The organism is Limnohabitans parvus II-B4 (genome assembly GCF_003063455.1).
Taxonomy (GTDB): domain Bacteria; phylum Pseudomonadota; class Gammaproteobacteria; order Burkholderiales; family Burkholderiaceae_C; genus Limnohabitans_A; species Limnohabitans_A parvus.
Window position 1 is genome coordinate 126,088 of record NZ_NESN01000005.1, and the last position, 23,051, is coordinate 149,138.

The following is a 23,051-nucleotide window of genomic DNA, read 5'->3' on the forward strand; positions in this document are numbered from 1 at the left end:
GTGTGTTGGGGGCCCTTCTCCGATGGCGGCTTCTCTCCCGATTACTGCAGGGGTATGCCCGCCCGTTGAATCACATCGCTCCAGCGTTTGATGTCACTGTCCAGCAACTGCGCCAATTGCGCAGGTGTGCTGGCTTTGGCTTCGACGTTGAAGCCTGCCAGACGCTGGACCATCTCAGGCTCTGACAGCACTTTGGCCATTTCGGTGCTCAGGCGGTCGACGATGGCTTTGGGGGTTTTGGCGGGCGCAGCCAATGCGTTCCACGACGATACGTTGAAATTGCTCAGCCCCGGCAGTTCTCGCACCACCGGCACTTGCGGCTGGTCTTTGGGCCGCGACGCGCCCATCACCCCCAGCAGGCGAACCGCTTTGGCGTTGATCTGCGGCTTGAGCGGTCCCAGAATTTCAACCACCGCATCGACTTGACCACCGCGCAAGGCATTGATCACTGCGGGCGTGCCGTTGTAGGGAATGATCTGAGTGATCAGATTGGCTTGGCTGCGAAAAAGCTCTGCCGCCAGGTGTTGGGTGCTGCCGATGTTGATGGTGCCGATGTTCAGCTTGCCCGGATTGCCCCGCCCAAAACTGACCAGCTCGGCCAGCGTTTTGTGCGGTGACGACTCGGGGACCACGATGGCGATGTCGAACAGGCCCAGCAAGGAAACGGGTGCAAAGTCGGTGCGCGGGTTGAAGGGCAGTGTCTTGAACAAGCCCGCACTCACTGCCGTGCCGTTGGACATCAGCAGCAAGGTGTGGCCGTCGGGTGCGGCTTTGGCCACCAGTTCGCCTGCCACGATGCCGCCCGCGCCAGGCCGGTTGTCAATCACCACAGCTTGCCCCAGGCTCTCGGACAGTTTTTGGGCCACGGCGCGTGCCGTCAGATCGGCCACGCCGCCAGCGCCAAAGGGCACCACGATTTTGAGCGGCTTGGAAGGGAAAGCTGATTGAGCCTGTGCCCAGCCTGCAGGCAGTGTGCTCAAAGCCAAGGATTGCAGCAAATGACGGCGGTTGAACATGGAGATGCTTCCAGAATGAATAAATTGAAAAATGAATGAAAATTGATATTCAATGCAAGACGCCATTGTCTTGCATCGGTGTTGAGGGAGCATTCATGGTTTTTACGGGGTCATGGGGCTGGAGTGCTGTAGGCGTGCTGTGCCTTGCTGTTCTGAGCGGATGCGCCAGCCATGGCGTAAGTGATAGAGCGTCTGTACCTGAGGCTTCGATGCCAGCGTCAGGCGGCTTGCATTTTCGCCCGCAAGACAAAGCGCAATGGGAGGCAGTGTCTTTGCCCGGCAAGTTGCGCACAGCGTTCAAGCTGGAAAAACATGGCCATCGCCACGCGCTGCAAGCCCATGCGCAATCCTCGGCCAGCTTGATGCGACAGCGCGTGAATGTGGCACCAGAGAAGTTGGGGCGTCTGCAGTTTGAGTGGCAAGTGGACAACCTGATGCCTGGCGCTGACATGGCCGAGTCGGGGCGTGGTGATTCCCCGGTGCGTTTGATTTTGGCCTTTGACGGCGACCGCAGCCGTTTTTCAGCCAAGAATGCCATGCTCAGTGACTTGACCGAAGCGCTCACAGGCGAGCCATTGCCCTACGCCACCTTGATGTATGTGTGGTCCAACCACCACCCGATAGATTCGGTCATCGTCAACCCGCGCACCGACCGTGTGCGGAAAATGGTGGTCGAGTCTGGCGGCGCCAGACTCAAACAGTGGCTGTTATACCAACGCGATGTAAAGGCTGATTTTGAAAAAGCGTTTGGCGAAGCGCCCGGCGCTTTGGTGGGGGTGGCCATCATGACCGACTCTGACAACACCCGCAGCAATGTGCGGGCTTGGTACGGCGACATCCGTTTCGACTGAAATCGCACCAGTCTTGTGCGCGACACCTGATTTGGGGGAATTCCCTCTCCCTGACGCGGGCGTGAATGTTGCATAGTGTTCACCTTTGAACAACACAATTCACGATCAAGGTGACTTTGATGAAGAATGCTTCAAGTTTGACGATTCGCACCAGTGCGCTGGTGCTGTCTTTGGGTTTGGCTGGCCTGATGGCGGCCACGGCGGTACAGGCCAAACCCTTCAAATGGTCCAGCGCCAGCGACATCCCGACGCTCGACATCCATTCGCAAAACAACGCATTGGGCAATGGCGTGCACGCGGCCATTTTTGACTCGCTGGTGTACTACAACAGCAAAACTTTCAAGGTCGAGCCGAAATTGGCCACATCCTGGAAAGAAATGTCGGGCACGCAGTACCGTTTCAATTTGCGCAAAGGCGTCAAGTTCAGCGACGGCTCGGCCCTGACGGCCGACGATGTGGTGTTTTCTCTGGAGCGTGCCCGCGCCAAGACTTCCAACTTCAACGTCTACACCCAAGGCTTCAGCAAAGTGGTGAAGGTGGACGCCAACACGGTCGACATCCTCTTGAGTGGCCCCAATCCGGTGCTGCTGAACCAGCTGACCGAGTTGCGCATCATGAGCAAGGCCTGGGCAGAAAAGAACAAGTCGGTTGAACCCAAAGACTCCAAGTCCAAGGAAGAAAACTTTGCCCACCGCAACGCCATGGGCAGCGGGGCGTATATGGTCAAAGAGTGGCAGCCCGACCAAAAGCTGGTGTTGGTGAAAAACCCCAACTGGTGGGGTTGGGCAGATGCTGCCACCAACGTGACCGAGGTGATCTACACGCCTATCAAAAACGAGGCCACACGCGCTGCGGCTTTGTTGTCGGGTGAAATCGATTTTGTGCTGGACCCCAGCCCTCAAGACCTGGGCCGCATGCGAACCAACGCCAATCTGAAGGTGATTGATGGGGTAGAGAACCGCACCATCTTTTTGGGCATGGACCAAAACCGTGCCGAGTTGCCCGGCTCCAACGTCAAGGGCAAAAACCCGCTCAAGGACGTGAAAGTGCGCAAAGCGCTTTACCAGGCGATCGACATTGACACCATCCACCGCGTGACCATGCGCGGCTTGTCACAAAACACGGGGGCACTGGTGGCACCTCAGGTCAATGGCTGGACCGAAGGGGTGAACAAGCGTTTCCCGTATTCGCAAGAAGATGCCAAAAAACTGTTGGCCGAAGCCGGTTACCCGCAAGGTTTTGAAGTCGACTTTGCTTGCCCCAACAACCGCTATATCAACGACGAAGAAATCTGCCAAGCCATCACCGCCATGTGGGCCAAAGTGGGTGTCAAAGCCAAGCTGCGCACGCTGCCGTTGGTGACTTATTTCCCCATGATTCAGCGCTACGAAGCCAGTATTTACATGCTGGGATGGGGCGTGCCCACTTTTGACGGCTTGTACAGCCTGCAATCGCTGGTGCGCACCGTGGGCACCGGGGGTGACGGCAACTACAACGTGGGCCGCTACACCAACCAGCGCATGGACTATGTGGTGGACCGCATCAAGACCGAAACCGATTTGCCCGTGCGCAACCGCCTGCTGACCGAAGGCCTGCAACTGCAAAATGACACGGTGGCGCACATCCCGCTGCACAACCAAGTGATCCCTTGGGCCATGAAGAAAAACGTCGAGGTGGTGCACCGCCCCGATAACCGCCTCGACTGGACGCTGATCAAGGTCAATTGATGTTTGCTTTTATTTTGCAGCGGCTGATCCAGGCCGTGGTCGTCATGGTCACGGTCGCCTTCATCGCCTTTTTGCTGTTTCAGTATGTGGGTGATCCGGTGGTGTTCTTGCTGGGGCAAGACGCGACGCCCGATCAGATCAAGGAATTGCGACAGGGCTTGGGCTTGGACCAGCCTTTCTTTGTGCAGTTCTGGCACTTTTTGTCCAATGCGGTGCAAGGTGAATTTGGCTTGAGCTTGCGTCAAGGCTCCAAGGTCTCGCGCCTGATCGCCGAGCGATTGCCTGCCACTTTGGAATTGGCCTTGGTGGCCGCCACGCTGGCGCTGGTCATTGGCATTCCCATGGGGGTGTATGCGGCCTTGCGCCGAGGCACTTGGGCCAGTCAGCTGCTCATGACGGTGTCGCTGCTGGGGGTGTCCTTGCCCACTTTCTTGATCGGCATTTTGCTGATCTTGGTGTTTGCGGTGATGCTCGGCTGGTTCCCTAGCTTTGGTCGGGGCGAGGTGGTGCAGATGGGGTGGTGGTCGAGCGGCTTGATGACGGCCAAGGGCTGGCACCACATCGTGCTGCCCGCCGTGACGCTGGCGATTTTTCAGCTCACGCTCATCATGCGTTTGGTGCGTGCCGAGATGCTGGAGGTGCTGCGCACCGACTACATCAAGTTCGCCCGCGCCCGCGGTTTGTCCAACCGTGCCATCCATTTTGGTCATGCCCTCAAAAACACCTTGGTGCCGGTGCTCACCATCACTGGTTTGCAATTGGGCGGCTTGATCGCATTTGCCATCATCACCGAGACGGTGTTCCAGTGGCCCGGCATGGGTCTGTTGTTCATTCAGGCGGTCACGTTTGCCGACATCCCGGTCATGGCCGCTTATTTGTGCCTGATCGCGCTGATCTTTGTGGTCATCAACCTGATCGTTGATTTGCTTTACTTTGTGGTTGATCCGCGCCTGCGTGTGGGCAAACCTGGGGGGCACTGAGCATGGGCGCTTCTTTGCAATCGGTCTTGGGGCGGGGTGCTGCGTTTGCCCGCATCGCCCAGTTCCACCCCGAGCTCACGGCGTTTCGGCGTGACCTGCACGCCCACCCCGAGCTGGGCTTTGAAGAGGTTTACACCTCGGCACGCGTGGCCGAAATGCTCAAGGTCTGCGGCGTGGACAGCATCCACGCCGGCATTGGCAAAACAGGTGTTGTCGCTTTGGTCCACGGACAAGGCCGCTCGGCCAGCAACCCGGGCCGCATGATCGGTTTGCGCGCTGACATGGACGCGTTGCCGCTGACCGAGTTCAACGAATGCACCTGGAAATCGGGCACACCCGGTCTCATGCATGGCTGCGGCCACGACGGCCATACCGCCATGCTGATGGGCGCGGCCCGTTACCTGGCCGAAACCCGGCGCTTTGACGGCACGGCGGTGTTGATTTTTCAGCCCGGTGAAGAAGGCTACGCGGGTGCCCGTGCCATGATGGAAGACGGCTTGTTTGAGCGCTTTCCGTGCGAGCAGGTCTATGCCCAGCACAACTCGCCAGAAACCCCCTTGGGGGTGATCGGCATCACCCCCGGCCCTATGCAGGCGGCGGTGGACCGGATCGAAATTTTGATTCGCGGCAAAGGCGGTCATGGCGCACGGCCTCACCAAGCCATCGACCCCGTGTTGGTGGCGGGGCACATCATCACGGCGGCACAGAGTGTGGTGTCACGCAGCTTGTCGGCGTTTGACCAAGCGGTGGTCAGCATTTGCTCCATGCAAGGCGGCAACCCCGGTGCGATGAGCGTGATCCCCGGAGAGGTGACTTTGGTGGGCACGGTGCGCACTTACAGCGAGACCGTGCAAGACCAGATCGAAGACCGATTGCGTTCTTTGTGTACCGGCATTGCGCAAGGCTTCGGCGCATCGGCCGAATTGACGTATGAGCGCACTTACCCCGCCACCGTCAACACGGTGCGCGAAGCTCAATTTGCCTGCGATGTGGCCGCTGGCCTGGTGGGCGAAGACAAGGTTTGGCGCAACATGCTGCCCAGCATGGGGGGTGAAGATTTTTCTTTCATGTTGCAGGCGATTCCCGGTGCATACATCCGCATTGGGCAAGGCTTGCCGCATGGCCCAGGGCCGCACCCTCTGCACAACAGCCGGTACGACTTCAACGACGATATCTTGCCGCTCGGGGCGGCATTGCACGCCAGTTTGGTGGAGCAGGCCTTGCCTCTTGCGGCATGATGTTTGGATGTATTTCAGTGAGTTCATTTAACAAGGAGATTTCCATGGCTTTCAAACTCAACCCTCTCGTGGCCACTTTGGCCGCCGCGCTGGCCTTGACGGCGGTGTCGGCTTCAGCCGTGACTTTGCGGGTAGGCAACCAAGGCGACGCCTTGTCCATGGACCCGCATTCGCTCAATGAGTCCTTGCAAATTTCTGTCGTTGAAAACGTCTACGAAACACTGGTTTCACGCGACGCCAACTACAAGCTCACCCCTTTGCTGGCCACCAGCTGGAAGCAGACCGCCCCCACGGTGTGGCGTTTTGAGTTGCGCAAAGGCGTCAAGTTCCATGACGGCACGCCTTTCACCGCCGATGACGTGATCTTCAGCTACGAGCGTGCCAAAGGCGACGGCTCCGACATGAAGAGCTATGTGGGTCAATTCAAAGAGATCAAGAAGATCAACGACCACACCATCGACATCATCACCAACGCTCCGTTCCCCATCGTGCCCGAGTTGATCACGCACTGGGCCATCATGAGCAAGAAGTGGTGTGAAGACAACCAAGCCACCAAGCCTGTGGATCGCCGCAAGGGCATTGAAAACGCCGCCTCTTTCCGTGCCAACGGTACAGGCCCTTTCCGTGTACGTGAGCGTCAGCCCAGTGTGCGCACCACTTTTTCGCGCAATGGCAACTACTGGGGCAAGATCCCAGGCAACGTGGAAGAGGTCATCTACAACGTGATTGGCAACGATGCCACCCGAGTGGCGGCCATGATGTCGGGTGAGCTCGATGTGATGGAGCCTGTGCCGGTGCAAGACGTTGATCGCATCAAAGCCAATGACAAACTCAAGGTGCTGCAAGGCCCTGAGTTGCGTGCCATCTTTTTGGGCATGGACCAAAAACGCGATGAGCTGCTGTTCTCCAACGTGAAGGGCAAGAACCCTTTCAAGGATGTGCGTGTTCGTAAGGCCTTCTACCAGGCCATCGACATCGAAACCATCCGCACTCGCGTGATGCGCGGTGCCGCCACACCGTTGGCACTGATGATGCCTCCTCAAATCAATGGTTTTCCTGCCGACTTGGCCAAGCGTTTGCCTTATGACGTTGAGGCCTCCAAAAAGCTGCTGGCCGAAGCGGGTTATCCCAATGGTTTTGAAGTCAAGATGAACTGCCCGAATGACCGTTATGTCAACGACGCAGAAATCTGCCAGGCCGTGGCCGCCAACTTGGCCAAGGTGGGTGTGAAGATCAACCTCGAAGCCGAGACCAAGGGCACTTACTTCCCCAAAATCTTGAGCCGCAACACCAGCTTTTACATGCTGGGCTGGACGGCCAGCACGGTGGATGCCCACAACGTGATGTACCCCATCTTGTCGACTCCAGGTGATGGCGGTCGTGGTCAGTTCAACTTGGGTGCTTACAGCAACCCCAAGGTGGATGAGTTGACCGCGAAAGTGGCCTCTGAAACCGACCAGAAAAAGCGCAACGAAATGATCCGCGAAGCCATGAAGATCCACCAAGACGATGTGGGTCACCTGCCTTTGCACCAGCAAGCGCTGAACTGGGCAGCCAAGAAAAACATCGAGTTGGTGCAGTTTCCGGATAACGGCATGGCTTGGAAATTCATCACGGTCAAATAAACCATGAACGCACTGAAACGTTGGCTGAACAGCGACGTCGGTTACAGCTTCCGCCAATCGCCCACGGCGATGGTGGCGGCTGGCATCGCCTTCGTGTGTCTTTTTTGTTCGGTCTTTGCCGGCTGGGTATCGCCGACCAATCCGTTTGACTTGGCCACGCTGGAGCTGAGCGACGCCCGCCTACCGCCTGCTTGGATGGAGGGGGGGACGACCAAGTTTCTGCTCGGCTCCGACGATCAGGGGCGCGACATTTTGTCGGCCCTGATCTACGGCTCGCGCATCTCTTTGATCGTGGGTTTGGCCTCGGTGGTCTTGTCGGTGGCGGTGGGCGTTGGCCTGGGTTTGCTGGCAGGCTTTAAAGGCGGTTGGATTGACGCCTTGCTCATGCGCTTGTGCGATGTGATGTTGTCCTTCCCTGCCATTTTGGTGGCCCTGTTGATCGCGGGGGTGGGGCGAGCCTTGTTCCCCAACGCCAACGAGTCACTGGCCTTTGGTGTGTTGATCATCTCGATTTCGCTCACTGGCTGGGTGCAATACGCACGCACCGTGCGCGGCACGACTTTGGTCGAACGCAACAAGGAATACGTGCAGGCCGCGCGTGTGACGGGGGTGGCCCCTCTGCGCATCATGGTCAAGCATGTCTTGCCCAACGTGATGGGTCCGGTCATGGTGCTGGCCACGATCCAGGTGGCCACGGCCATCATCACCGAGGCCACTTTGTCTTTCTTGGGCGTGGGTGCACCGCCTACCTCGCCTTCGCTGGGTACGCTGATTCGCGTGGGCAATGACTATTTGTTCTCGGGTGAGTGGTGGATCACGATTTTTCCGGGGCTGATGCTGGTGCTGATCGCCCTGTCGGTCAACTTGCTGGGTGACTGGTTGCGCGACGCGCTGAATCCGAGATTGCGATGAGTCTTTTACAAGTCAAAAACCTGGTGGTGGAGTTTCCCAACCGCCACGGCACCTTGCGTGCGCTGGACGATATTTCTTTCGACATCGCGCCTGGCGAAATCCTGGGCGTGGTGGGCGAGTCGGGTGCAGGCAAGTCGCTCACGGGCGCGGCCATCATCGGCTTGCTTGAGCCACCGGGCCGTGTGGCCAGCGGGCAAATTTTGCTGGAAGGTCAGCGCATCGATCACTTGAATGCCGACCAGATGCGCCACATCCGGGGCCGCAAGATTGGTGCGATTTTTCAGGACCCACTCACATCGCTCAATCCGCTGTACACCATTGGCAGGCAGCTGACTGAAACCATCTTGGCGCACCTGCCGGTGACGCCCCAAGAGGCCCGCCAACGTGCCATTGATTTGCTCAAGGACACCGGCATTTCGGCCGCCGAAGAGCGCATTGACCATTACCCGCACCAGTTTTCGGGCGGCATGCGTCAGCGTGTGGTGATTGCGCTGGCCTTGGCTGCCGAGCCGCAGCTCATCGTGGCCGACGAACCGACCACCGCGCTCGATGTGTCGATCCAGGCGCAGATCATCAGCTTGCTTAAAAAAGTCTGCAAAGACCGTGGTGCGGCCGTCATGCTGATCACGCACGACATGGGCGTGATCGCCGAAACCTGTGACCGCGTGGCGGTGCTGTACGCCGGGCGTGTCGCCGAAATCGGCCCGGTGCATCAGGTCATCAACCACCCCGCACACCCTTACACCGCAGGCCTGATGGCCTCGATCCCCGACATGGACAGTGACCGCGAACGCCTGAACCAAATTGACGGTGCCATGCCCCGCCTGAACGCCATTCCGCAAGGCTGCGCTTTCAACCCGCGCTGCCCGCAAGCCTTCGACCGCTGCCGCCAAGAGCGGCCCGAGCTGGTGCAAGCTGGCGTCAATCAGGCCGCTTGCTGGCTGCACGATGGGAGCGCAGCATGAGCGACCACAAGAAGCAGCCCTTGGTTGTTGCGCACGACTTGGCCAAAACCTTTGACGTGTCGGCCCCATGGCTCAACCGCGTGATCGAGCGCAAACCGCGCCAAATGCTCAATGCTGTTGACGGCGTGAGCTTTGAGATCGAGCGCGGCAAGACCTTGGCCTTGGTCGGCGAGTCCGGTTGTGGCAAAAGCACGGTGGCCCGTTTGCTGGTGGGCCTGTACGAGCCCACGCGCGGCGGCTTGACATTTGACGGGCAAGACGCCCATGCGGCCTTCAAATCGAACGATGCCAAGGCGATGCGCCAACGCATCCAGATGATTTTTCAAGACCCCTATGCCAGCCTGAACCCGCGCTGGACGGTGGACGACATCATTGGCGAGCCACTCAAAGAGCACGGTTTGATCAGCGACGCCGAAGAGCTCAAAGCCCGCGTGGCCGAATTGCTCCAATCGGTGGGCCTGTCGCCGCTCGACATGGTCAAGTACCCCCACCAGTTCTCAGGTGGCCAGCGCCAGCGCATCTCGATCGCGCGAGCACTTGCCACCGCGCCAGAGTTTTTGGTGTGCGACGAGCCGACGTCGGCGCTGGACGTGAGCGTGCAGGCGCAGGTGCTCAACATCATGAAAGACCTGCAGCGTGAGCGGGGCCTGACCTATCTGTTCATCAGCCACAACCTGGCCGTGGTGCGCCACGTGAGCGACCAAGTGGGCGTGATGTACTTGGGCAGACTGGTGGAGCTGGCCGACAAACACACCTTGTTTGCCAACCCGCAGCACCCGTACACCAAGATGCTGTTGGACGCGATTCCAAAAATGCACGACACCGGCCGCGCCCGCACGCCCGTGCAAGGCGAGGTGCCCAACCCGCTGAACCCCCCAAGCGGCTGCACCTTCCACCCGCGCTGCCCGCAGGCCACCGACATCTGCCGGTCAGAGCGCCCGCCGTTGCGCGATTTCAAAGGCATCAAGATCGCTTGTCACGCGGTGGTGTGATTCTGCGATATATTTTAATGCTTGAGATTTCAATCACTGCTCCAGTAAAATGGAGCAATGATGGAATTTTCGGACTTTAATTTCTCTTCGGCGGATGAAATATCACTGGCTTTGGCGCAGCGATTGAAACGCCTGCGGATTCAAAAAGAGATTGCCCAAGCCGAGATGGCCGAGCGCATGGGCGTGTCTCGCAGCACACTCAACACGCTCGAAAACACGGGCAAAGCTTCGGTGATCGCCTGGATCAAACTGGTCCAGTGCCTCGGTCAAGAGGGGCAATTGCAGCCCTTGTTCAAACCTGTTGTCGCGTCCATTGCGGACATGGCACAACAACAAAAACCGGCTCGCCAGCGTGTCTCTCGTACGCGCCGCATTCCGAAGGACAAGCCATGAAAAAGATCCAAGTCCGCTACGAGGGATGGGGCGAAAACTGGCTTTTGGGCACATTGGCCGACGATGGGCACCATCTGCTTTTTGAGTATTCGCCACAAGCCTTGGCCGAGGGGCTGGACTTGTCGCCAAGGTATTTACCCTTGCAAAAACAGGCCATTGGGAATTTCCCAAGCCACCTTTGGCGCTTACCCGGCTTGTTTGCAGATTCTCTGCCAGATGGTTGGGGCATGTTGCTCATGGACCGGCTCTTCAGAAAGCAAGGGCTTCGCCCGGAACAGTGTTCCCCGCTGGACCGCTTGAGCTTCATTGGTCATCGTGGGCTGGGGGCACTCACCTATGAGCCTGACACACAGGGCGATGTTGTGCCCGACGCGGTGGATCTGGTTGCCCTGGCCAACGAGACAGCGCTGGTTTTGCAAGGCGAAGACACTCAAACCCTTCAAAAACTGGCCATGCTGGGCGGCTCCCCGCAGGGGGCCAGGCCCAAAGTTTTGGTGTTCTATGATCCGGTCACGTCTCGCATCAGCACGACCCCCATGTCAGCAGGGTCAGGCTGGTTGGTCAAATTCCAAGCCTTGGGTGAGCACAAAGAAGTGTGTGCCATCGAGGCGTTTTACGCGCAACTGGCCAGCGCCTGTGGCCTGGATGTGCCCGCCACACGGGTGTTCGATTTGAGCACTCAACACGCGGCACTGGGCATTGAACGCTTCGATTTGGCGCAGGGCTTGCGTGTCCCGATCCATTCACTGGCCGGTTTTCTGCACGCGGACTTCAGAATCCCGTCGGCGGTGGACTACACCACTTTTTTGCGTGCCACACGCATGATCACGCGCGATGAGCGGGAGGTGCAAAAAGCGTTCGAGCGTGCGGTCTTTAACGTGCTGTTTCACAACCGGGATGACCATGCCAAAAACCTGGCCTACCGCATGGATGCGCAACGGCACTGGAAGCTGGCACCGTGCTTTGATCTGACTTACAGCGAAGGTCCCGGCGGTGAGCACCAAATGGACGTTTGTGGAGAAGGTCTGTACATCAAGCGAAGCCATTTCACGAAATTGGCACAGCAAGGCGGGCTCGATGCAAGGTGGGCCGCGCAAAGGCTGGATGCCATGCTCGAAGTGGTGGATCAGTGGCCCACACTGATTGAGTCATTTGATCTTCGGCGAGCCACACGCCAGAAAATGCATGAGGCTGTCATCCGTCAGCGCGAAGCATTGATGCACTGAGCCCATTGAACTTCATGGGTGTCATGGTCAGCGGCCGTCTGGTGGAATTGGCCGACAAGCACACTTTGTTCAGCAACCCGCAGCACCCCTACACCAAGATGCTGCTGGACGCGATTCCCAAAATGCACGACACGGGCCGAGCCCGCACCCCCGTGCAAGGCGAGGTGCCCAACCCGCTCAACCCACCGAGCGGCTGCACCTTCCACCCACGCTGCCCGCAGGCCACAGACATCTGCCGCGCCGAGCGTCCACCGTTGCGCGATTTCAAAGGCATCAAGATCGCTTGCCACGCGGTGGTGTGACGCAGACTCGAGCGCCATTGCTTTGCAGTGAGGGTGTCCTTATACTACCTAATATATTTTGGGAAGTATAAGAATGCAAAACGGGTATCAACACTTGCCGGCCTCTGCACAGGCAGCCTTTGCCAACTTGGTGCCCGCCGCTCAGTCCATCAGTCTGAACCGCACGGTGGCAGATTTGCCGGGCGGATTTACCCAAAAGAAGCTTGGGAAAATGACCTATTGGTATTATCAATTCAAGTCTTTAGATGGAAAAACCAGACAAATTTACCTGGGCAATGACTCGGAAAGCTTGAGGGGCTTGATGGCCGACTTTAAAAAGCAGCCCTCTCACACCGAAGCATTGGCACATCTGGGCCGTTTATGCCGCTCCGCCATTGAGCTTGGCGCAAACGCCATTGGCCGCACCCATTACCGGATCCTGCAAAGATTGGCTGACCATGGTTTTTTCCATGCCGGTGGCATCCTCATCGGAACGCATGCTTTTTTAGCGTATCAAAACCACTTTGGCATCCGTTGGACAGAAGGCAATCAAACGCTGGACATTGACTTTGCCCATCCTGGTAACAACCTCTCCATTGCGATGCCCGATGGGCTCAAGATGGATGCACGCAGTGTGATCGAGTCTTTGGAAATGGGTTTCATCCCCAACGTATCGCAAACGACATTCACCAAACAAGATGAGCCCGATTTGCAGCTGGATTTTGTGACGCCCAAGGTCAACACCACCGATGCCCCCATCCGTGTCCATGCCCTTAACTTGAGCATGCAGCCACTTCAATTCATGAATTTCTCAATGGACGCCACCATGCAGGCCGTCTTGATTTCACGCAATGGTCCTGTTGCCATCAATGTACCCAAAGCTGAACGTTATGCTTTGCACAAATTGATTGTTTTTGGAGAGCGCCCGCCCGAGCTGCAAGTCAAAGCCCAGAAAGACATCGCACAGGCAGCCAGCCTGATCGCTTACCTCCAGGAGAATGAACCCGACGCCTTGGAAGAGGCTTGGGAAATGATTCAGCGCAGCGGCAAAGGCTGGATCAGTCGGTGTATGCGCGGCGCAGAGTACCTGAAATCACGGTATCCAGACATCGAATTGGATTTCATCAAAACATGATGCTGTGGTGAGGGACAGTACATCAACCGCTGCCATCTGACTCAACTGGCGCAGCTAGGCGTGCCCTATGCAAGGTGGGTCGTGCAAAGGCTGGATGCCATGCTCGAAGTGGTGGATCAGTAGCCCACACTGGTCGAGTCATTTGACATTCGGCGAGTGACACGCCAGAAAATGCATCAGGACTTTATCCATCAACGCGAATCTTTGATGCGGTGAGTCAAGTTCTCCAACCTTGGGTGTACGCATGACTGGGCTTGTGCCGTCCATCGTGAATGTATGGCGTCATGGGTTCAGAAATCGACTGGGCTAGCAGATGTTGTTCGCTCATAAAAAAAACCCACCGTGTTGCCACGGTGGGTTTTTTAAGCTTTTAACTCTCAGCTGGCTTGCGCCAGCGTCAAATTAGAAGGAGTGGCGCATGCCCACGTTGAACAGTGTTGGGTCAGCTGGAATAGCACCCAACGCAACAGCGTTGCTGGTAGGTGCGGTAGCAGCCTGTTGCACAACACCTTTTGTCATGCCGTAGTTAGCATACACAGAGGTGCGCTTGCTCAAAGCATAGTTGGCAAACAATTCTGTTGCTTTTGTCTTGTTCTCTGTGTTTTCTCCGTATTGAACGCCCACGGTCAAAGCGCCCATGGGAGCCGATGCACCAATGCCCCAGCCCTTACCACCGATTGCGCCTGCTGCACTGTGCCAACCAGTTTTACCAACATAGCTGGCTGCAGTTGCACCTGTGTAAGCAACGATATTGCTACCGCCTTTGGCTGCGTTTTGGTTGTAGCTGGCAGAAACCTTGGCCACGCCGAGGTCATACGAAGCGCCCACAGCGTAGGCATCACGGACAGCTTGGGAATCAGAGTTCTTGGTTTCGTACACGGCGCCAATGCTCAGAGGACCTTGATCGTAGTTGGCACCAATGACGAAGCGGTCTTTGAAGTTGGCAATGGTTGGGGCTGCTGCACCAGCAGACAAAGTAGCTGCGGTACCACCAAAAGTGTGGTCAGTGCTGGCATCGCCTTTGGCGATGTAAGAAACACGAGCGGTCAAGCCATTGACGGCGGGTGCTGTGTACTCGATTTGATCGCTGCGACGTGAAGAGGCATACCAGTTCACAACGTTTGCACCCAACACGGCAGTTGGGGAAGCACCAGAAATACCGTTCAGGTCAAATTTACCCATCACGCTGGTGGCTGTGCTGACAGAGCGACCGAACTTGAAGTTACCAGCGCCAGTTTCCAGGCCCAGGTTGGCTTCACGGCTGAAAGCCAGAGCAGGGTTGCCGTTGGACAGATCCAAACCGCCAGTTTGCAGGTTGAAGGTGGCCTTCATGCCACCGCCCAGGTCTTCCACGCCGCGGAAGCCCAGCACGCTGGTAGACAAGAAGCTCTTGCCCACGGAGTTGGTCAAGCCTGTAGCAGCTTGCGAAGCTGGCACAGCGTAGTTGATGCCGTTGTTGACACCGAACTCACCGCCTTTGAGTTTGCCAGCGCTGACATCCAAATTACCGTAGATGGTCACGGAAGATTGAGCGAAAGCGGTGCCCGAAACGGCTGCCAATGTAGCCAGAGCAGCTACAATGAAATGATGATCTGCGTGGCGTCCATTACAGACAAATTTATCAGTCTGTCGTAACGTAGCCTCATGATTGCTAGATCTATAAATGCTAACCAAATGATTGGTTTGCGAGAATTTTTAACTGATTCCATGAATTTGGTGGATCAGTGTGGTGAATCGCCACTCTTGGTTTTGCACGACAACAAACCCGCTTTTTACGTTTTACCAGCCGATTGTTGGGATCTCATTTGCGCGAGCATGGGGCAGGGCCATTTGCCAGTCTTGAATGCGACTTTGCTGGCTGGCAGTCCAGAGCCAATTGAAGCAAGCCAGCCACAGCAGGTTCGCGCTGCGCCTGTCAAAAAGTACGTTGATCCCAACCCTGGCTTTGAAAAAAAGAACAACTTCCAATTCATCGCTGAAAAACTCTTGGATCAAGAGTGGGAACGTGTGGAGCGTGGGGAGTTGAGTGCAGGCTCTGTCGGCATACAAAAGAACAGGCTCGAGGCCCATGTCCTGCCCTTTTTCAGGTACGTCGCGCCGACACAGGTGACCCATGTCGATTTGGAGGGGTTTGTTTCGCGGTTGACACAGCATCAATTGAGTTCCACCACGGTGTCTCAATACCTTGTGCTGGTCAGGAAACTGCTGAAGGTGGCGGTGCGCAGTGGCTTGTTGAAAGAGGTGCCTGAGTTTCCGCGCATCAAAGTGTCTACACAACCACGGTCGATGTTGTCCTTGGACGAATACCGCCAGTTGGCACGCACGGCCCTGAAAATGTCTCGCTCAGGCATTCAGGCACCGCCACTCAAATCGACCGATGGCCATCGCGACCGGTTTTGGGTTGCGCCGAGAAACATGTTGCTGGCACCGGACATGTTTTGGGTGATCCGTTTCATGGTCAATGCATTTGTTCGGCCAGGTGACTTGCGGGAACTCAAAAACAAACACGTGACGGTTGTGCGGGGTGAATCCGTTTATTTGCGATTGAATTTGCCTGAAACCAAGAAGCACGATAAACCGATGGTCTCGATGCAAGCGGCCGTGCATGTGTATGAGTCGACCTTGCGCCATGCCCGGGCGCAAGGGTATGGTGGCCCCGAGGATTTTGTTTTTCTGCCTGCAGAAAAGGACCGCAATTACGCTTTGGCGGTGCTGGGGTTCTGGTTCAAATGGGTGATGCGTGAGGCCGGTTTGTCCACAACGGATGAGATGAACCGTCCACGAACGCTTTACTGCTTGCGCCACACTGCCATCATGTTCAGGCTGCTTTACGGACAAGGCATCGACATGTTGACGCTGGCCCGCAATGCCCGAACCTCTGTGCAAATGATTGAGCGCTTCTACGCTTCATCGCTCGATGGTGAAATGAATGTCGCCATGATTCAAAGCCGCCGTCCTGGGAAAGGGCGAAAAACATGAAAAAAGGCCTGTCCGCTGGACAGGCCTTTTGCTTTTTGAAAGCCCAGACTCAAGACCGCTTGAGCGTTTTGTAGAGTGGCGGCACGATCAAGAGCAGGGCCGCTACGGCCATCAAGCTGCCTGACAGCGGCCGCGTGAAGAAGGTTGACCATTCGCCTTGGCTGATGGTCAGGGCTTGGCGCATGGATTGTTCGCCCAGTGGGGCCAGGATCAAGCCAACGATCAGTGGGGCAGCGGGGAAGTCAAAGCGGCGCATGATGTAACCCAGCAAGCCGAAGACAAACAACAAGCCCACGTTGAACACCGAGTTGCCTGCGCCGTACACACCCGCTGTCGAGATGACGATGATGCCGGCATACAGCCAAGGCGGCGGGATCTTGAGCAGTTTGACCCACAGGCTCACCAAGGGCAGGTTGAGCACCAGCAAGATCACGTTGCCGATGTAGAGGCTGGCGATCAGGGTCCACACCAAGCTGCCTTGTTGGCTGAACAATTGTGGGCCCGTCTGGATGCCATAGCCTTCAAAGGCCGACAGCATGATGGCTGCCGTGGCCGAAGTAGGGATGCCCAAAGTGAGCAAGGGCATGAGCACACCCGCTGCGGCGGCGTTGTTGGCGGCTTCAGGTCCGGCTACGCCTTCGATGGCGCCGTGGCCAAATTCTTCGGGGTGTTTGGAGAGTTTTTTCTCGGTGTAATAAGACAAGAGGGTGGGCAATTCAGCCCCGCCTGCGGGCATGGCGCCGATGGGGAAACCAAAGAAAGCGCCACGGAACCAGGCTTTCCAAGAGCGGGCCCAGTCTTGTTTGCTCATCCACAGGCTGCCTGTCAATTTCATGACCTCGCCACCTTTGGACTCGCGGCCTTGCCAGGCCAGGTACAGCGCTTCGCCCACGGCAAACAGGCCTACGGCTGCCACCGTCACTTCAATGCCATCGAGCAGTTCCGGGCGGCCGAAGGTGAAGCGGGGTTGGCCGGTTTGCAGGTCCACCCCCACCATGCCCAAAAGCAAGCCCAGGCCGAGCGCCACCAGGCCGCGCAACATCGAGTTGCCCAGCACGGCTGACACCGCGACCACCGACAAAACCATGAGGCTGAAATATTCGGCAGGGCCAAAGGCCAGAGCCGCTTCGACCACCCAAGGGGCCACAAAGGTCAGGGCCAAGGTGCCAATGGTGCCGGCCACAAAGCTGCCGATGGCGGCGGTGGCCAGGGCTTGGCCAGCGCGACCTCGGCGAGCCATTTTGTTGCCTTCGAGCGCGGTGACGACCGCCGCAGACTCGCCCGGCGTGTTGAGCAAGATGGAGGTGGTGGAGCCCCCATAGGCCGCGCCGTAGTAAATGCCGGCAAACATGACGAACATGCTGGTCGCGGGCACATGGTAGGTCAGGGGCAGCAGCAGGGCGATGGTCAGCGCGGGGCCGATGCCGGGCAAAACGCCGACCAGCGTACCGACAAAGCAGCCCACGAAGCCCCACATCAAGGTGGTGGGTTGCAAGGCAATGGCAAAGCCACCCATCAGGGCGTCAAAAGCTTCCATGGGGTATCCGATCGAAAAACGTGAAAACTGGCGGGCACTGCGCGGACGAGGTCCGCGTCAGATCAACCAAGGCAGTGCCGGGCCCAAACCCACACCCAGCAATTGGGCAAACACAAACCAGAAGGTGCTGGCAATGGCACAGCAGATCAGTGCTGACTTGAGGTTCAGCGGGGCGTCAAAAGCCCTGGCCACGCCCATGCCGCACAACGTGCCGGGAATGACAAAACCCAGGGGGATCACCAGCGCGATGAAAGCCACACCGCCGCCCAGCAAGCTGAGCATGCGCGTGTTGGCACCAGGCAAAGCCGACTGGTCAGGTGCATGGCTTTCATCGGTTTGGCGACCACGCCAGGCACTGATGCCGTACAAGACGGCAAACAGGCTGAGCGCGGCCACGATCACGCCCGGAGCCAGCACAGGGCCCACGGTCATCTGCATCAAAGATTCAGGAATGACCGTGACCTGCCAAGCGGCCACCCCGCACAGGGTGACCAACAAGAGGGCGACACGCAGCGGTGTCATGCCAGACCCAGCTCTTTCATCAGGACGACTTTTTCTTCGATGTCCTTGGCCAGGTCGCGCTCAAATGGGCGTTCGGTCATGAAGGCGTCGGTCCACTTGCGTGTTTCCAGTTCTTGACGCCACTGGGCAGAAGCGTTGAGCTTGGTCACGAAGTCGATCATGGCTTCGCGCTGGGCGGCCGAGATGCCGGGGGGGGCAAACACACCGCGCCAGTTGGATTCGGAGACGTTCACGCCCAGTTCGGTCAGGGTGGGTACGCTCACGCCGGGAATGCGGCGTTTGCCCGAGACGGCCAGCGGGATCATGCGGCCGGCTTTGATTTGCTCTTCGAATTCGGAGTAGCCCGAAATGCCAGCGACGACTTGGCCACCCAAAATCGCGGCATTGGCTGGACCGCCGCCAGCAAACGCCACATAAGCGGCTTCGCGAGGGTTCTTGCCCAGGGCCTTGATCAGCATGCCCAAAATCAGGTGGTCTGTGCCGCCAGCGCTGCCGCCAGCGACCGACACGGCCTTGGGGTTGGCCTTGATGGCGGCTTCCAGTTCTTTCCAGGTTTTGATCTTGCCGTTGGCGGGTACCACGATCACACCCGCTTCTTCGGTCAGGCGTGCAATCGGGGTCACGTCCTTGATGGTGACGGGGCTCTTGTTGGCAATGCCGGCGCCGATCATGACCGATCCGCCCACCATGAGGGTGTTGCCTTGGCCTTTGCGTTGGTTCACAAAACGGGGCAGACCGACCATGCCACCCGCGCCGCCCACGTTTTCAAATTGCATGGTGCCCACCAGACCTGCGGCCTTGGCGGCACGCTCCATGGCACGGGCGGTGCCATCCCAGCCGCCGCCGGGGGCAGCAGGCACAAACATGTTCATGTTGGCAATCAGGGGTTTGGCCTGGGCCCATGCGGGCAGGGCCATGGATGCACCTGCGGCAGCGCCGAGGGCCAAAAAGTCGCGTTTGGACATTTGCATTTCAGTCTCCTGTGTAAAAATCAAAGCACCACTGCCAAGCAGGCTGGCAGACAGCCACCATTCTGAGCTTGGGCACGGCCCCAAGCTGTCAATCACCTGTCAATTTCGTTCAGTGAATACCCTAAAGCCCCGGATCCTGTTGGTCGAAGACACGCCAGACATCTCGTTGTGGCTGGGCACGGCTTTGCGCCAGGGCGGTATGGCAGTCAGTTTTGCCACCGATGGAGTGCAAGCTGACCAGTGTTTGCAGCCGGGGCATGGGTTTGATGCGGTGTTGCTCGATTTGCAGTTGCCCGGGCGAGACGGCTTGAGCGTGCTGCAAGCTTTGCGCGAGCGCGGGGACAGCGTGCCGGTCTTGATTTTGACGGCCCGGGCCAGCGTGCCAGACCGGGTGTTGGGCCTGAACATGGGCGCCGACGACTATTTGCCCAAACCGTTTGATTTGAGTGAATTGGAGGCTCGCCTACAGGTGTTGCTGCGCCGCCATGGCCGCGTCAAGCCTGCGGTGCTGCGTTGCGGACCGCTGGAAATGCAGGCGGAAAGCGGTGCTGTCCAGCTCAACGGCCAGCCCTTGGCCCTGACCAAACGCGAAGCCGCTGCGCTGCGGGTGTTGCTGGAGTCGCCGCAGCGCACGGTGAGCAAAGAGCAACTGCACACCGAGGTGTTTGCCGACGAGGCCACCGGGCTGGAGGCGGTGGAGGTGCTGATTTACCGTTTGCGCAAGAAATTCGAATCGGCCCTTGCAACGTCTGCTGAACCGCCGGAAGTCACCATCACCACGTTTCGCGGCATGGGCTACATGCTGACCCTGTCTGCTGGGCAACCCACTTGAGCCTGCACCCCACGCCCACCGGCCAGGCGCAGGCGGTCGCCTCTTTGCGCAGGCGCTTGCTCAGCTGGATCTTGTGGCCCTTGATGGGCTTGATCGGGGTGAACGCCTGGGTGGGCTATGGCAATGCGGTGCAGGCGGCCAATGAAGCCTATGACCGTTCTTTGTATTTGGCGGCCCGCACCTTGGCCGAAGAGCTGGAGTGGCGCGATGGCCGTCTGCAGCTGGACGTGCTCCGGGCAGCGGGCTATCTGTTTGAAAACCACACGGGCTCGCGTCTTTTTTACAAAGTCACCTCGGTGGGGGGGGCATGGTTGGCGGGCGACGCCGCACTGCCCAGTGCGCCTGTGCGTGAAAAATCTGCCGTCAAGTACTTTGCCTTGGTGCAGTTTGACGATGGCGTGTACCTGAACCAGCCCGTGCGCCTGGCCGAGCTGACGCACGTCATGGAAGATGCGGGGCCTGCCGATGCGCTCATCAAGATCACGGTGGCCGAAACCATGGAGGCGCGTCAGCAACTCATTCAGCACATTTTGTGGGACACCTTGGGCAGCCAAGGTTTGTTGCTGCTGGCCGCTGCGCTGTTGGTGGTCTGGGGGGTGCAGCGCGGCATTCGCCCGCTGGAGGCGTTTAGGCAGCAATTGGCGCACAAAGCCGATGACGATTTTTCGCCCATCCAGCCGCCGGATTTGCCGCGCGAGTTGCGGCCCCTGATCGAGACACTCAACAGTTACCTGGAGCGGCTGGGGCGCTTGATCGACATCCGCAAGCGCTTTTTGGACAACGCCGCGCACCAGTTGCGCACGCCCCTCACGGCCCTGAAAACCCAGCTGGCGCTGGCGCAGCGCAACGCCGAACCCGAGCAGGCGCAGGCCTTGCTGTCGGCGGCACGCCAAACCACCGATGACGCGGTGCGCTTGACCGAGCAACTGCTGGCCATGACCCGCGTGGAGCACGCCCGCGAAATGCACAGCCCACACACCGTGGATTTGGTTGACCTGGCCCGACGCGTGACCCAAGAGCATTTGTTGCGTGCGCACCAAGCGGGCGACGACTTGGGGCTGGAGGTGCAAGTGGCCCGCAGTGAGGTGCAGGGTGTGGCCTTGCTGTTGCATGAGGCGTTGAGCAACCTGATCGACAACGCCATGCACCATGGTCCGGTGGGCACCCACATCACGGTACGGGTGGGGGCCTCTTGGGTCGAGGTCGAAGATGACGGGCCAGGGATCGCGCCTGAGCACCAGGCGCATGTGTTCGAGCGCTTTTACCGCGCCGCGCCAGCCGGGCTTTCGGGCAGTGGTTTGGGCTTGGCCATCGTGAAAGAAATCGCCAGCCAGCACGGTGCCGAAGTCAGCGTGCGCAGCCCGGTGCACGGTGGCTGCGGCACAGCGATACGCCTCAGCTGGACATAACGCCCTCGCCGCGTATGGATACCCGGTCGAGCCGGGTAAGACAATTTGTCACCCCCGACCTGATCGGGGGTCTATGCCTTCGTCAGCCATGGATACCCGCGTGCGCGGGTATGACAAAACTCTCGTCACCCCCGACCTGATCGGGGGTCTATGCCTTCGTCAGCTATGGATACCCGCGTGCGCGGGTATGACAAACTCTCGTCACCCCCGACCTGATCGGGGGTCTATGCCTTCGTCAGCTATGGATACCCGCGTGCGCGGGTATGACAAACTCTCGTCACTCCCGACTTGATCGGGGGTCTATGCCTTTGTCAGCCATGGATACCCGCGTGCGCGGGTATGACAAATCGGTAGGGCTACGTCCAATGCCCGCTCAGGTGTAACGCTTGCTGCGCAGGTTGTTTTTCATGTCCCGCAGATTGGGCTGCAGTTCCTCGCCAATGCGCAGGGCCACGGTGGTGGCCAGGATGTCGATGATCAACAGGTGCAGCAATCGCGAGACCATGGGGCTGTATTTGTCGTAGCCCTCGGGGTGGTCGGCCGTCAGGTGGATGTGCCCGGCGCTGGCCAGCGGCGAGCCACTGGCGGTGATGACGATCGTGGTGGCGCCTTGTTTTTTAGCGATGTCGCAGGCGTCCATCAGGTCACGGGTGCGGCCGGAGTTGGAGATGATCACCGCACAGTCGCCCGGCTTGAGCATGGATGCGCTCATGACCTGCATGTGGCCGTCGCTGTAGGCGATGGCATTCACGCCCAGGCGGAAGAATTTGTGCTGAGCGTCCTGCGCCACGATGCCGGAGTTGCCCACGCCATAAAACTCGATGCGGCGGTTGGTTTTTTGGGTGGCCGCCAGCGCTTGCGCGGCGTGCTCCAGCGCGAACGAGCTGGCGTCGTTGCGGTACTTCAAAAACGCCGCCACGGTGTTGTCGATCACTTTGACCGCGATGTCGCTGGTCTTGTCGTCCACGTCCACGCTGCGGTGGATGAAGGGCACACCCTCGCTCACGCTGCCGGCCAGCTTGAGTTTGAAATCCGACAAGCCGTCGTAGCCCATGCTGCGACAAAAGCGCACCACGGTGGGCTTGCTCACATGCGAGCGGTCAGCCAATTCTGTGACCGGCAAGTTGGCAAAGGCTCTGGGGTCTGCCAGCACGAGCTTGCCCACGCGTTGCTCGGCCGGGGCCAGAGAGGGCAAAGAAGCCTTGATTCGTTCGAGCATGGTGTGCCTTTCGTGGAAATTAAGTTGCCATCCTCGGGTTTGAGCTGAGGATTTTTCAGGTTTGTCATCCGCGGGTTTGAGCTGAGGAATTTTCAGGTTTGTCATCCGCGGGTTTGAGCTGAAGATTTTTCAGGTTTGTCATCCTCGGGCTTGACCCGAGGATCCATGGATTCCCGATCAAGTCGGGAATGACATTTCTAGGGTGAGTCGGGAATGACATTTCTAGGGTGAGTCGGGAATG

Annotated in this window: 20 protein-coding genes and 1 pseudogene; 15 read left to right on the forward strand and 6 right to left on the reverse strand. The window is 58.4% G+C overall.

Going from position 1 to position 23,051, the window contains the following annotated elements:
* Positions 1-41: 41 nt before the first annotated feature.
* The gene (locus tag B9Z37_RS12950) at positions 42-1,016 is read right to left on the reverse strand and encodes a Bug family tripartite tricarboxylate transporter substrate binding protein (RefSeq protein ID WP_108313446.1); all 975 of its coding nucleotides are present in this window, start codon (positions 1,014-1,016) and stop codon (positions 42-44) included.
* Between the two features lie 209 nt (positions 1,017-1,225).
* On the opposite strand from B9Z37_RS12950, the gene B9Z37_RS12955 reads away from it, so the two are divergent.
* From B9Z37_RS12955 to B9Z37_RS13010, 12 genes and pseudogenes are all read left to right on the forward strand, one after another.
* Positions 1,226-1,867, forward strand: a complete 642-nt coding sequence (locus B9Z37_RS12955) for a DUF3047 domain-containing protein (protein ID WP_240606723.1) — start codon at positions 1,226-1,228, stop codon at positions 1,865-1,867.
* Positions 1,868-1,986: 119 nt separating this feature from the next.
* Complete coding sequence (locus B9Z37_RS12960; RefSeq protein WP_205872595.1) at positions 1,987-3,594, forward strand: ABC transporter substrate-binding protein; 1,608 nt, start codon at positions 1,987-1,989, stop codon at positions 3,592-3,594.
* Positions 3,594-4,574 (forward strand): ABC transporter permease, encoded by a 981-nt coding sequence (locus tag B9Z37_RS12965; RefSeq protein ID WP_108313448.1) that lies wholly within the window; start codon positions 3,594-3,596, stop codon positions 4,572-4,574. The genes B9Z37_RS12960 and B9Z37_RS12965 overlap by 1 nt, the downstream gene beginning before the upstream one ends.
* Positions 4,575-4,576: 2 nt before the next feature.
* Entirely contained in the window at positions 4,577-5,812 is a 1,236-nt protein-coding gene (locus B9Z37_RS12970) for a M20 aminoacylase family protein (protein WP_108313449.1), read from the forward strand.
* 44 nt (positions 5,813-5,856) lie between these two features.
* A complete protein-coding gene (locus B9Z37_RS12975) occupies positions 5,857-7,437 on the forward strand; it encodes an ABC transporter substrate-binding protein (protein ID WP_108313450.1) in 1,581 nt (526 codons plus the stop codon).
* 3 nt (positions 7,438-7,440) lie between these two features.
* Positions 7,441-8,349 carry an ABC transporter permease gene (locus tag B9Z37_RS12980; protein ID WP_108313451.1) on the forward strand — a complete coding sequence of 303 codons (909 nt, stop codon included), beginning with the start codon at positions 7,441-7,443 and terminating at the stop codon, positions 8,347-8,349.
* Positions 8,346-9,314 carry an ABC transporter ATP-binding protein gene (locus tag B9Z37_RS12985; RefSeq protein ID WP_108313452.1) on the forward strand — a complete coding sequence of 323 codons (969 nt, stop codon included), beginning with the start codon at positions 8,346-8,348 and terminating at the stop codon, positions 9,312-9,314. The genes B9Z37_RS12980 and B9Z37_RS12985 overlap by 4 nt, the downstream gene beginning before the upstream one ends.
* Positions 9,311-10,306 (forward strand): ABC transporter ATP-binding protein, encoded by a 996-nt coding sequence (locus B9Z37_RS12990; protein ID WP_108313453.1) that lies wholly within the window; start codon positions 9,311-9,313, stop codon positions 10,304-10,306. Before B9Z37_RS12985 ends, B9Z37_RS12990 begins: the two co-directional genes overlap by 4 nt.
* Positions 10,307-10,366: 60 nt before the next feature.
* Positions 10,367-10,699, forward strand: coding sequence for a helix-turn-helix transcriptional regulator (locus B9Z37_RS12995; RefSeq protein ID WP_167394391.1), 333 nt, complete (start codon positions 10,367-10,369; stop codon positions 10,697-10,699).
* Positions 10,696-11,925: a type II toxin-antitoxin system HipA family toxin gene (locus B9Z37_RS13000; protein ID WP_108313455.1), complete on the forward strand. Its 1,230-nt coding sequence runs from the start codon at positions 10,696-10,698 to the stop codon at positions 11,923-11,925. The genes B9Z37_RS12995 and B9Z37_RS13000 overlap by 4 nt, the downstream gene beginning before the upstream one ends.
* A gap of 14 nt (positions 11,926-11,939) precedes the next feature.
* Positions 11,940-12,227, forward strand: a pseudogene (locus B9Z37_RS13005) (oligopeptide/dipeptide ABC transporter ATP-binding protein); the annotation flags it as partial.
* A gap of 73 nt (positions 12,228-12,300) precedes the next feature.
* Positions 12,301-13,341 (forward strand): GSU2403 family nucleotidyltransferase fold protein, encoded by a 1,041-nt coding sequence (locus B9Z37_RS13010; RefSeq protein WP_108313456.1) that lies wholly within the window; start codon positions 12,301-12,303, stop codon positions 13,339-13,341.
* Positions 13,342-13,743: 402 nt separating this feature from the next.
* Here B9Z37_RS13010 and B9Z37_RS13015 read toward each other — a convergent pair whose 3' ends face one another.
* Entirely contained in the window at positions 13,744-15,015 is a 1,272-nt protein-coding gene (locus B9Z37_RS13015) for a porin (protein WP_108313457.1), read from the reverse strand.
* Between B9Z37_RS13015 and B9Z37_RS13020 the strand changes: the two genes are divergently transcribed.
* Entirely contained in the window at positions 14,986-16,320 is a 1,335-nt protein-coding gene (locus B9Z37_RS13020; protein ID WP_240606725.1) for a tyrosine-type recombinase/integrase, read from the forward strand. The two genes, B9Z37_RS13015 and B9Z37_RS13020, sit on opposite strands and share 30 nt — an antisense overlap.
* A 49-nt stretch (positions 16,321-16,369) precedes the next feature.
* Here the strand turns inward: B9Z37_RS13020 and B9Z37_RS13025 are convergent, their stop codons facing one another.
* From B9Z37_RS13025 to B9Z37_RS13035, 3 genes are read right to left on the reverse strand one after another with little or no spacing between them, the layout of a single operon-like run.
* Positions 16,370-17,857, reverse strand: coding sequence for a tripartite tricarboxylate transporter permease (locus tag B9Z37_RS13025; protein WP_108313458.1), 1,488 nt, complete (start codon positions 17,855-17,857; stop codon positions 16,370-16,372).
* Between the two features lie 57 nt (positions 17,858-17,914).
* Positions 17,915-18,379, reverse strand: a complete 465-nt coding sequence (locus B9Z37_RS13030) for a tripartite tricarboxylate transporter TctB family protein (protein WP_108313459.1) — start codon at positions 18,377-18,379, stop codon at positions 17,915-17,917.
* Entirely contained in the window at positions 18,376-19,350 is a 975-nt protein-coding gene (locus B9Z37_RS13035; protein ID WP_108313460.1) for a Bug family tripartite tricarboxylate transporter substrate binding protein, read from the reverse strand. Before B9Z37_RS13035 ends, B9Z37_RS13030 begins: the two co-directional genes overlap by 4 nt.
* Before the next feature lie 112 nt (positions 19,351-19,462).
* Here B9Z37_RS13035 and B9Z37_RS13040 point away from each other — a divergent pair, with 112 nt between their 5' ends.
* Entirely contained in the window at positions 19,463-20,182 is a 720-nt protein-coding gene (locus tag B9Z37_RS13040; protein WP_240606726.1) for a response regulator, read from the forward strand.
* Entirely contained in the window at positions 20,179-21,591 is a 1,413-nt protein-coding gene (locus B9Z37_RS13045) for a sensor histidine kinase (RefSeq protein WP_240606727.1), read from the forward strand. Before B9Z37_RS13040 ends, B9Z37_RS13045 begins: the two co-directional genes overlap by 4 nt.
* Positions 21,592-21,964: 373 nt before the next feature.
* On the opposite strand, the gene B9Z37_RS13050 is transcribed toward B9Z37_RS13045, so the two are convergent.
* Entirely contained in the window at positions 21,965-22,810 is an 846-nt protein-coding gene (locus B9Z37_RS13050; RefSeq protein ID WP_019429835.1) for a MurR/RpiR family transcriptional regulator, read from the reverse strand.
* Positions 22,811-23,051: the final 241 nt, after the last annotated feature.

Excerpts from the sequence above, each read along its gene's own strand:
- B9Z37_RS12950 (WP_108313446.1), bottom strand. The coding sequence starts at position 1,016 with ATGTTCAACCGCCGTCATTTGCTGCAATCCTTGGCTTTGAGCACACTG.
- B9Z37_RS12955 (WP_240606723.1), top strand. The coding sequence starts at position 1,226 with ATGCCAGCGTCAGGCGGCTTGCATTTTCGCCCGCAAGACAAAGCGCAA.
- B9Z37_RS12960 (WP_205872595.1), top strand. The coding sequence starts at position 1,987 with ATGAAGAATGCTTCAAGTTTGACGATTCGCACCAGTGCGCTGGTGCTG.
- B9Z37_RS12965 (WP_108313448.1), top strand. The coding sequence starts at position 3,594 with ATGTTTGCTTTTATTTTGCAGCGGCTGATCCAGGCCGTGGTCGTCATG.
- B9Z37_RS12970 (WP_108313449.1), top strand. The coding sequence starts at position 4,577 with ATGGGCGCTTCTTTGCAATCGGTCTTGGGGCGGGGTGCTGCGTTTGCC.
- B9Z37_RS12975 (WP_108313450.1), top strand. The coding sequence starts at position 5,857 with ATGGCTTTCAAACTCAACCCTCTCGTGGCCACTTTGGCCGCCGCGCTG.
- B9Z37_RS12980 (WP_108313451.1), top strand. The coding sequence starts at position 7,441 with ATGAACGCACTGAAACGTTGGCTGAACAGCGACGTCGGTTACAGCTTC.
- B9Z37_RS12985 (WP_108313452.1), top strand. The coding sequence starts at position 8,346 with ATGAGTCTTTTACAAGTCAAAAACCTGGTGGTGGAGTTTCCCAACCGC.
- B9Z37_RS12990 (WP_108313453.1), top strand. The coding sequence starts at position 9,311 with ATGAGCGACCACAAGAAGCAGCCCTTGGTTGTTGCGCACGACTTGGCC.
- B9Z37_RS12995 (WP_167394391.1), top strand. The coding sequence starts at position 10,367 with ATGGAATTTTCGGACTTTAATTTCTCTTCGGCGGATGAAATATCACTG.
- B9Z37_RS13000 (WP_108313455.1), top strand. The coding sequence starts at position 10,696 with ATGAAAAAGATCCAAGTCCGCTACGAGGGATGGGGCGAAAACTGGCTT.
- B9Z37_RS13010 (WP_108313456.1), top strand. The coding sequence starts at position 12,301 with ATGCAAAACGGGTATCAACACTTGCCGGCCTCTGCACAGGCAGCCTTT.
- B9Z37_RS13020 (WP_240606725.1), top strand. The coding sequence starts at position 14,986 with ATGATTGCTAGATCTATAAATGCTAACCAAATGATTGGTTTGCGAGAA.
- B9Z37_RS13025 (WP_108313458.1), bottom strand. The coding sequence starts at position 17,857 with ATGGAAGCTTTTGACGCCCTGATGGGTGGCTTTGCCATTGCCTTGCAA.
- B9Z37_RS13030 (WP_108313459.1), bottom strand. The coding sequence starts at position 18,379 with ATGACACCGCTGCGTGTCGCCCTCTTGTTGGTCACCCTGTGCGGGGTG.
- B9Z37_RS13035 (WP_108313460.1), bottom strand. The coding sequence starts at position 19,350 with ATGCAAATGTCCAAACGCGACTTTTTGGCCCTCGGCGCTGCCGCAGGT.
- B9Z37_RS13050 (WP_019429835.1), bottom strand. The coding sequence starts at position 22,810 with ATGCTCGAACGAATCAAGGCTTCTTTGCCCTCTCTGGCCCCGGCCGAG.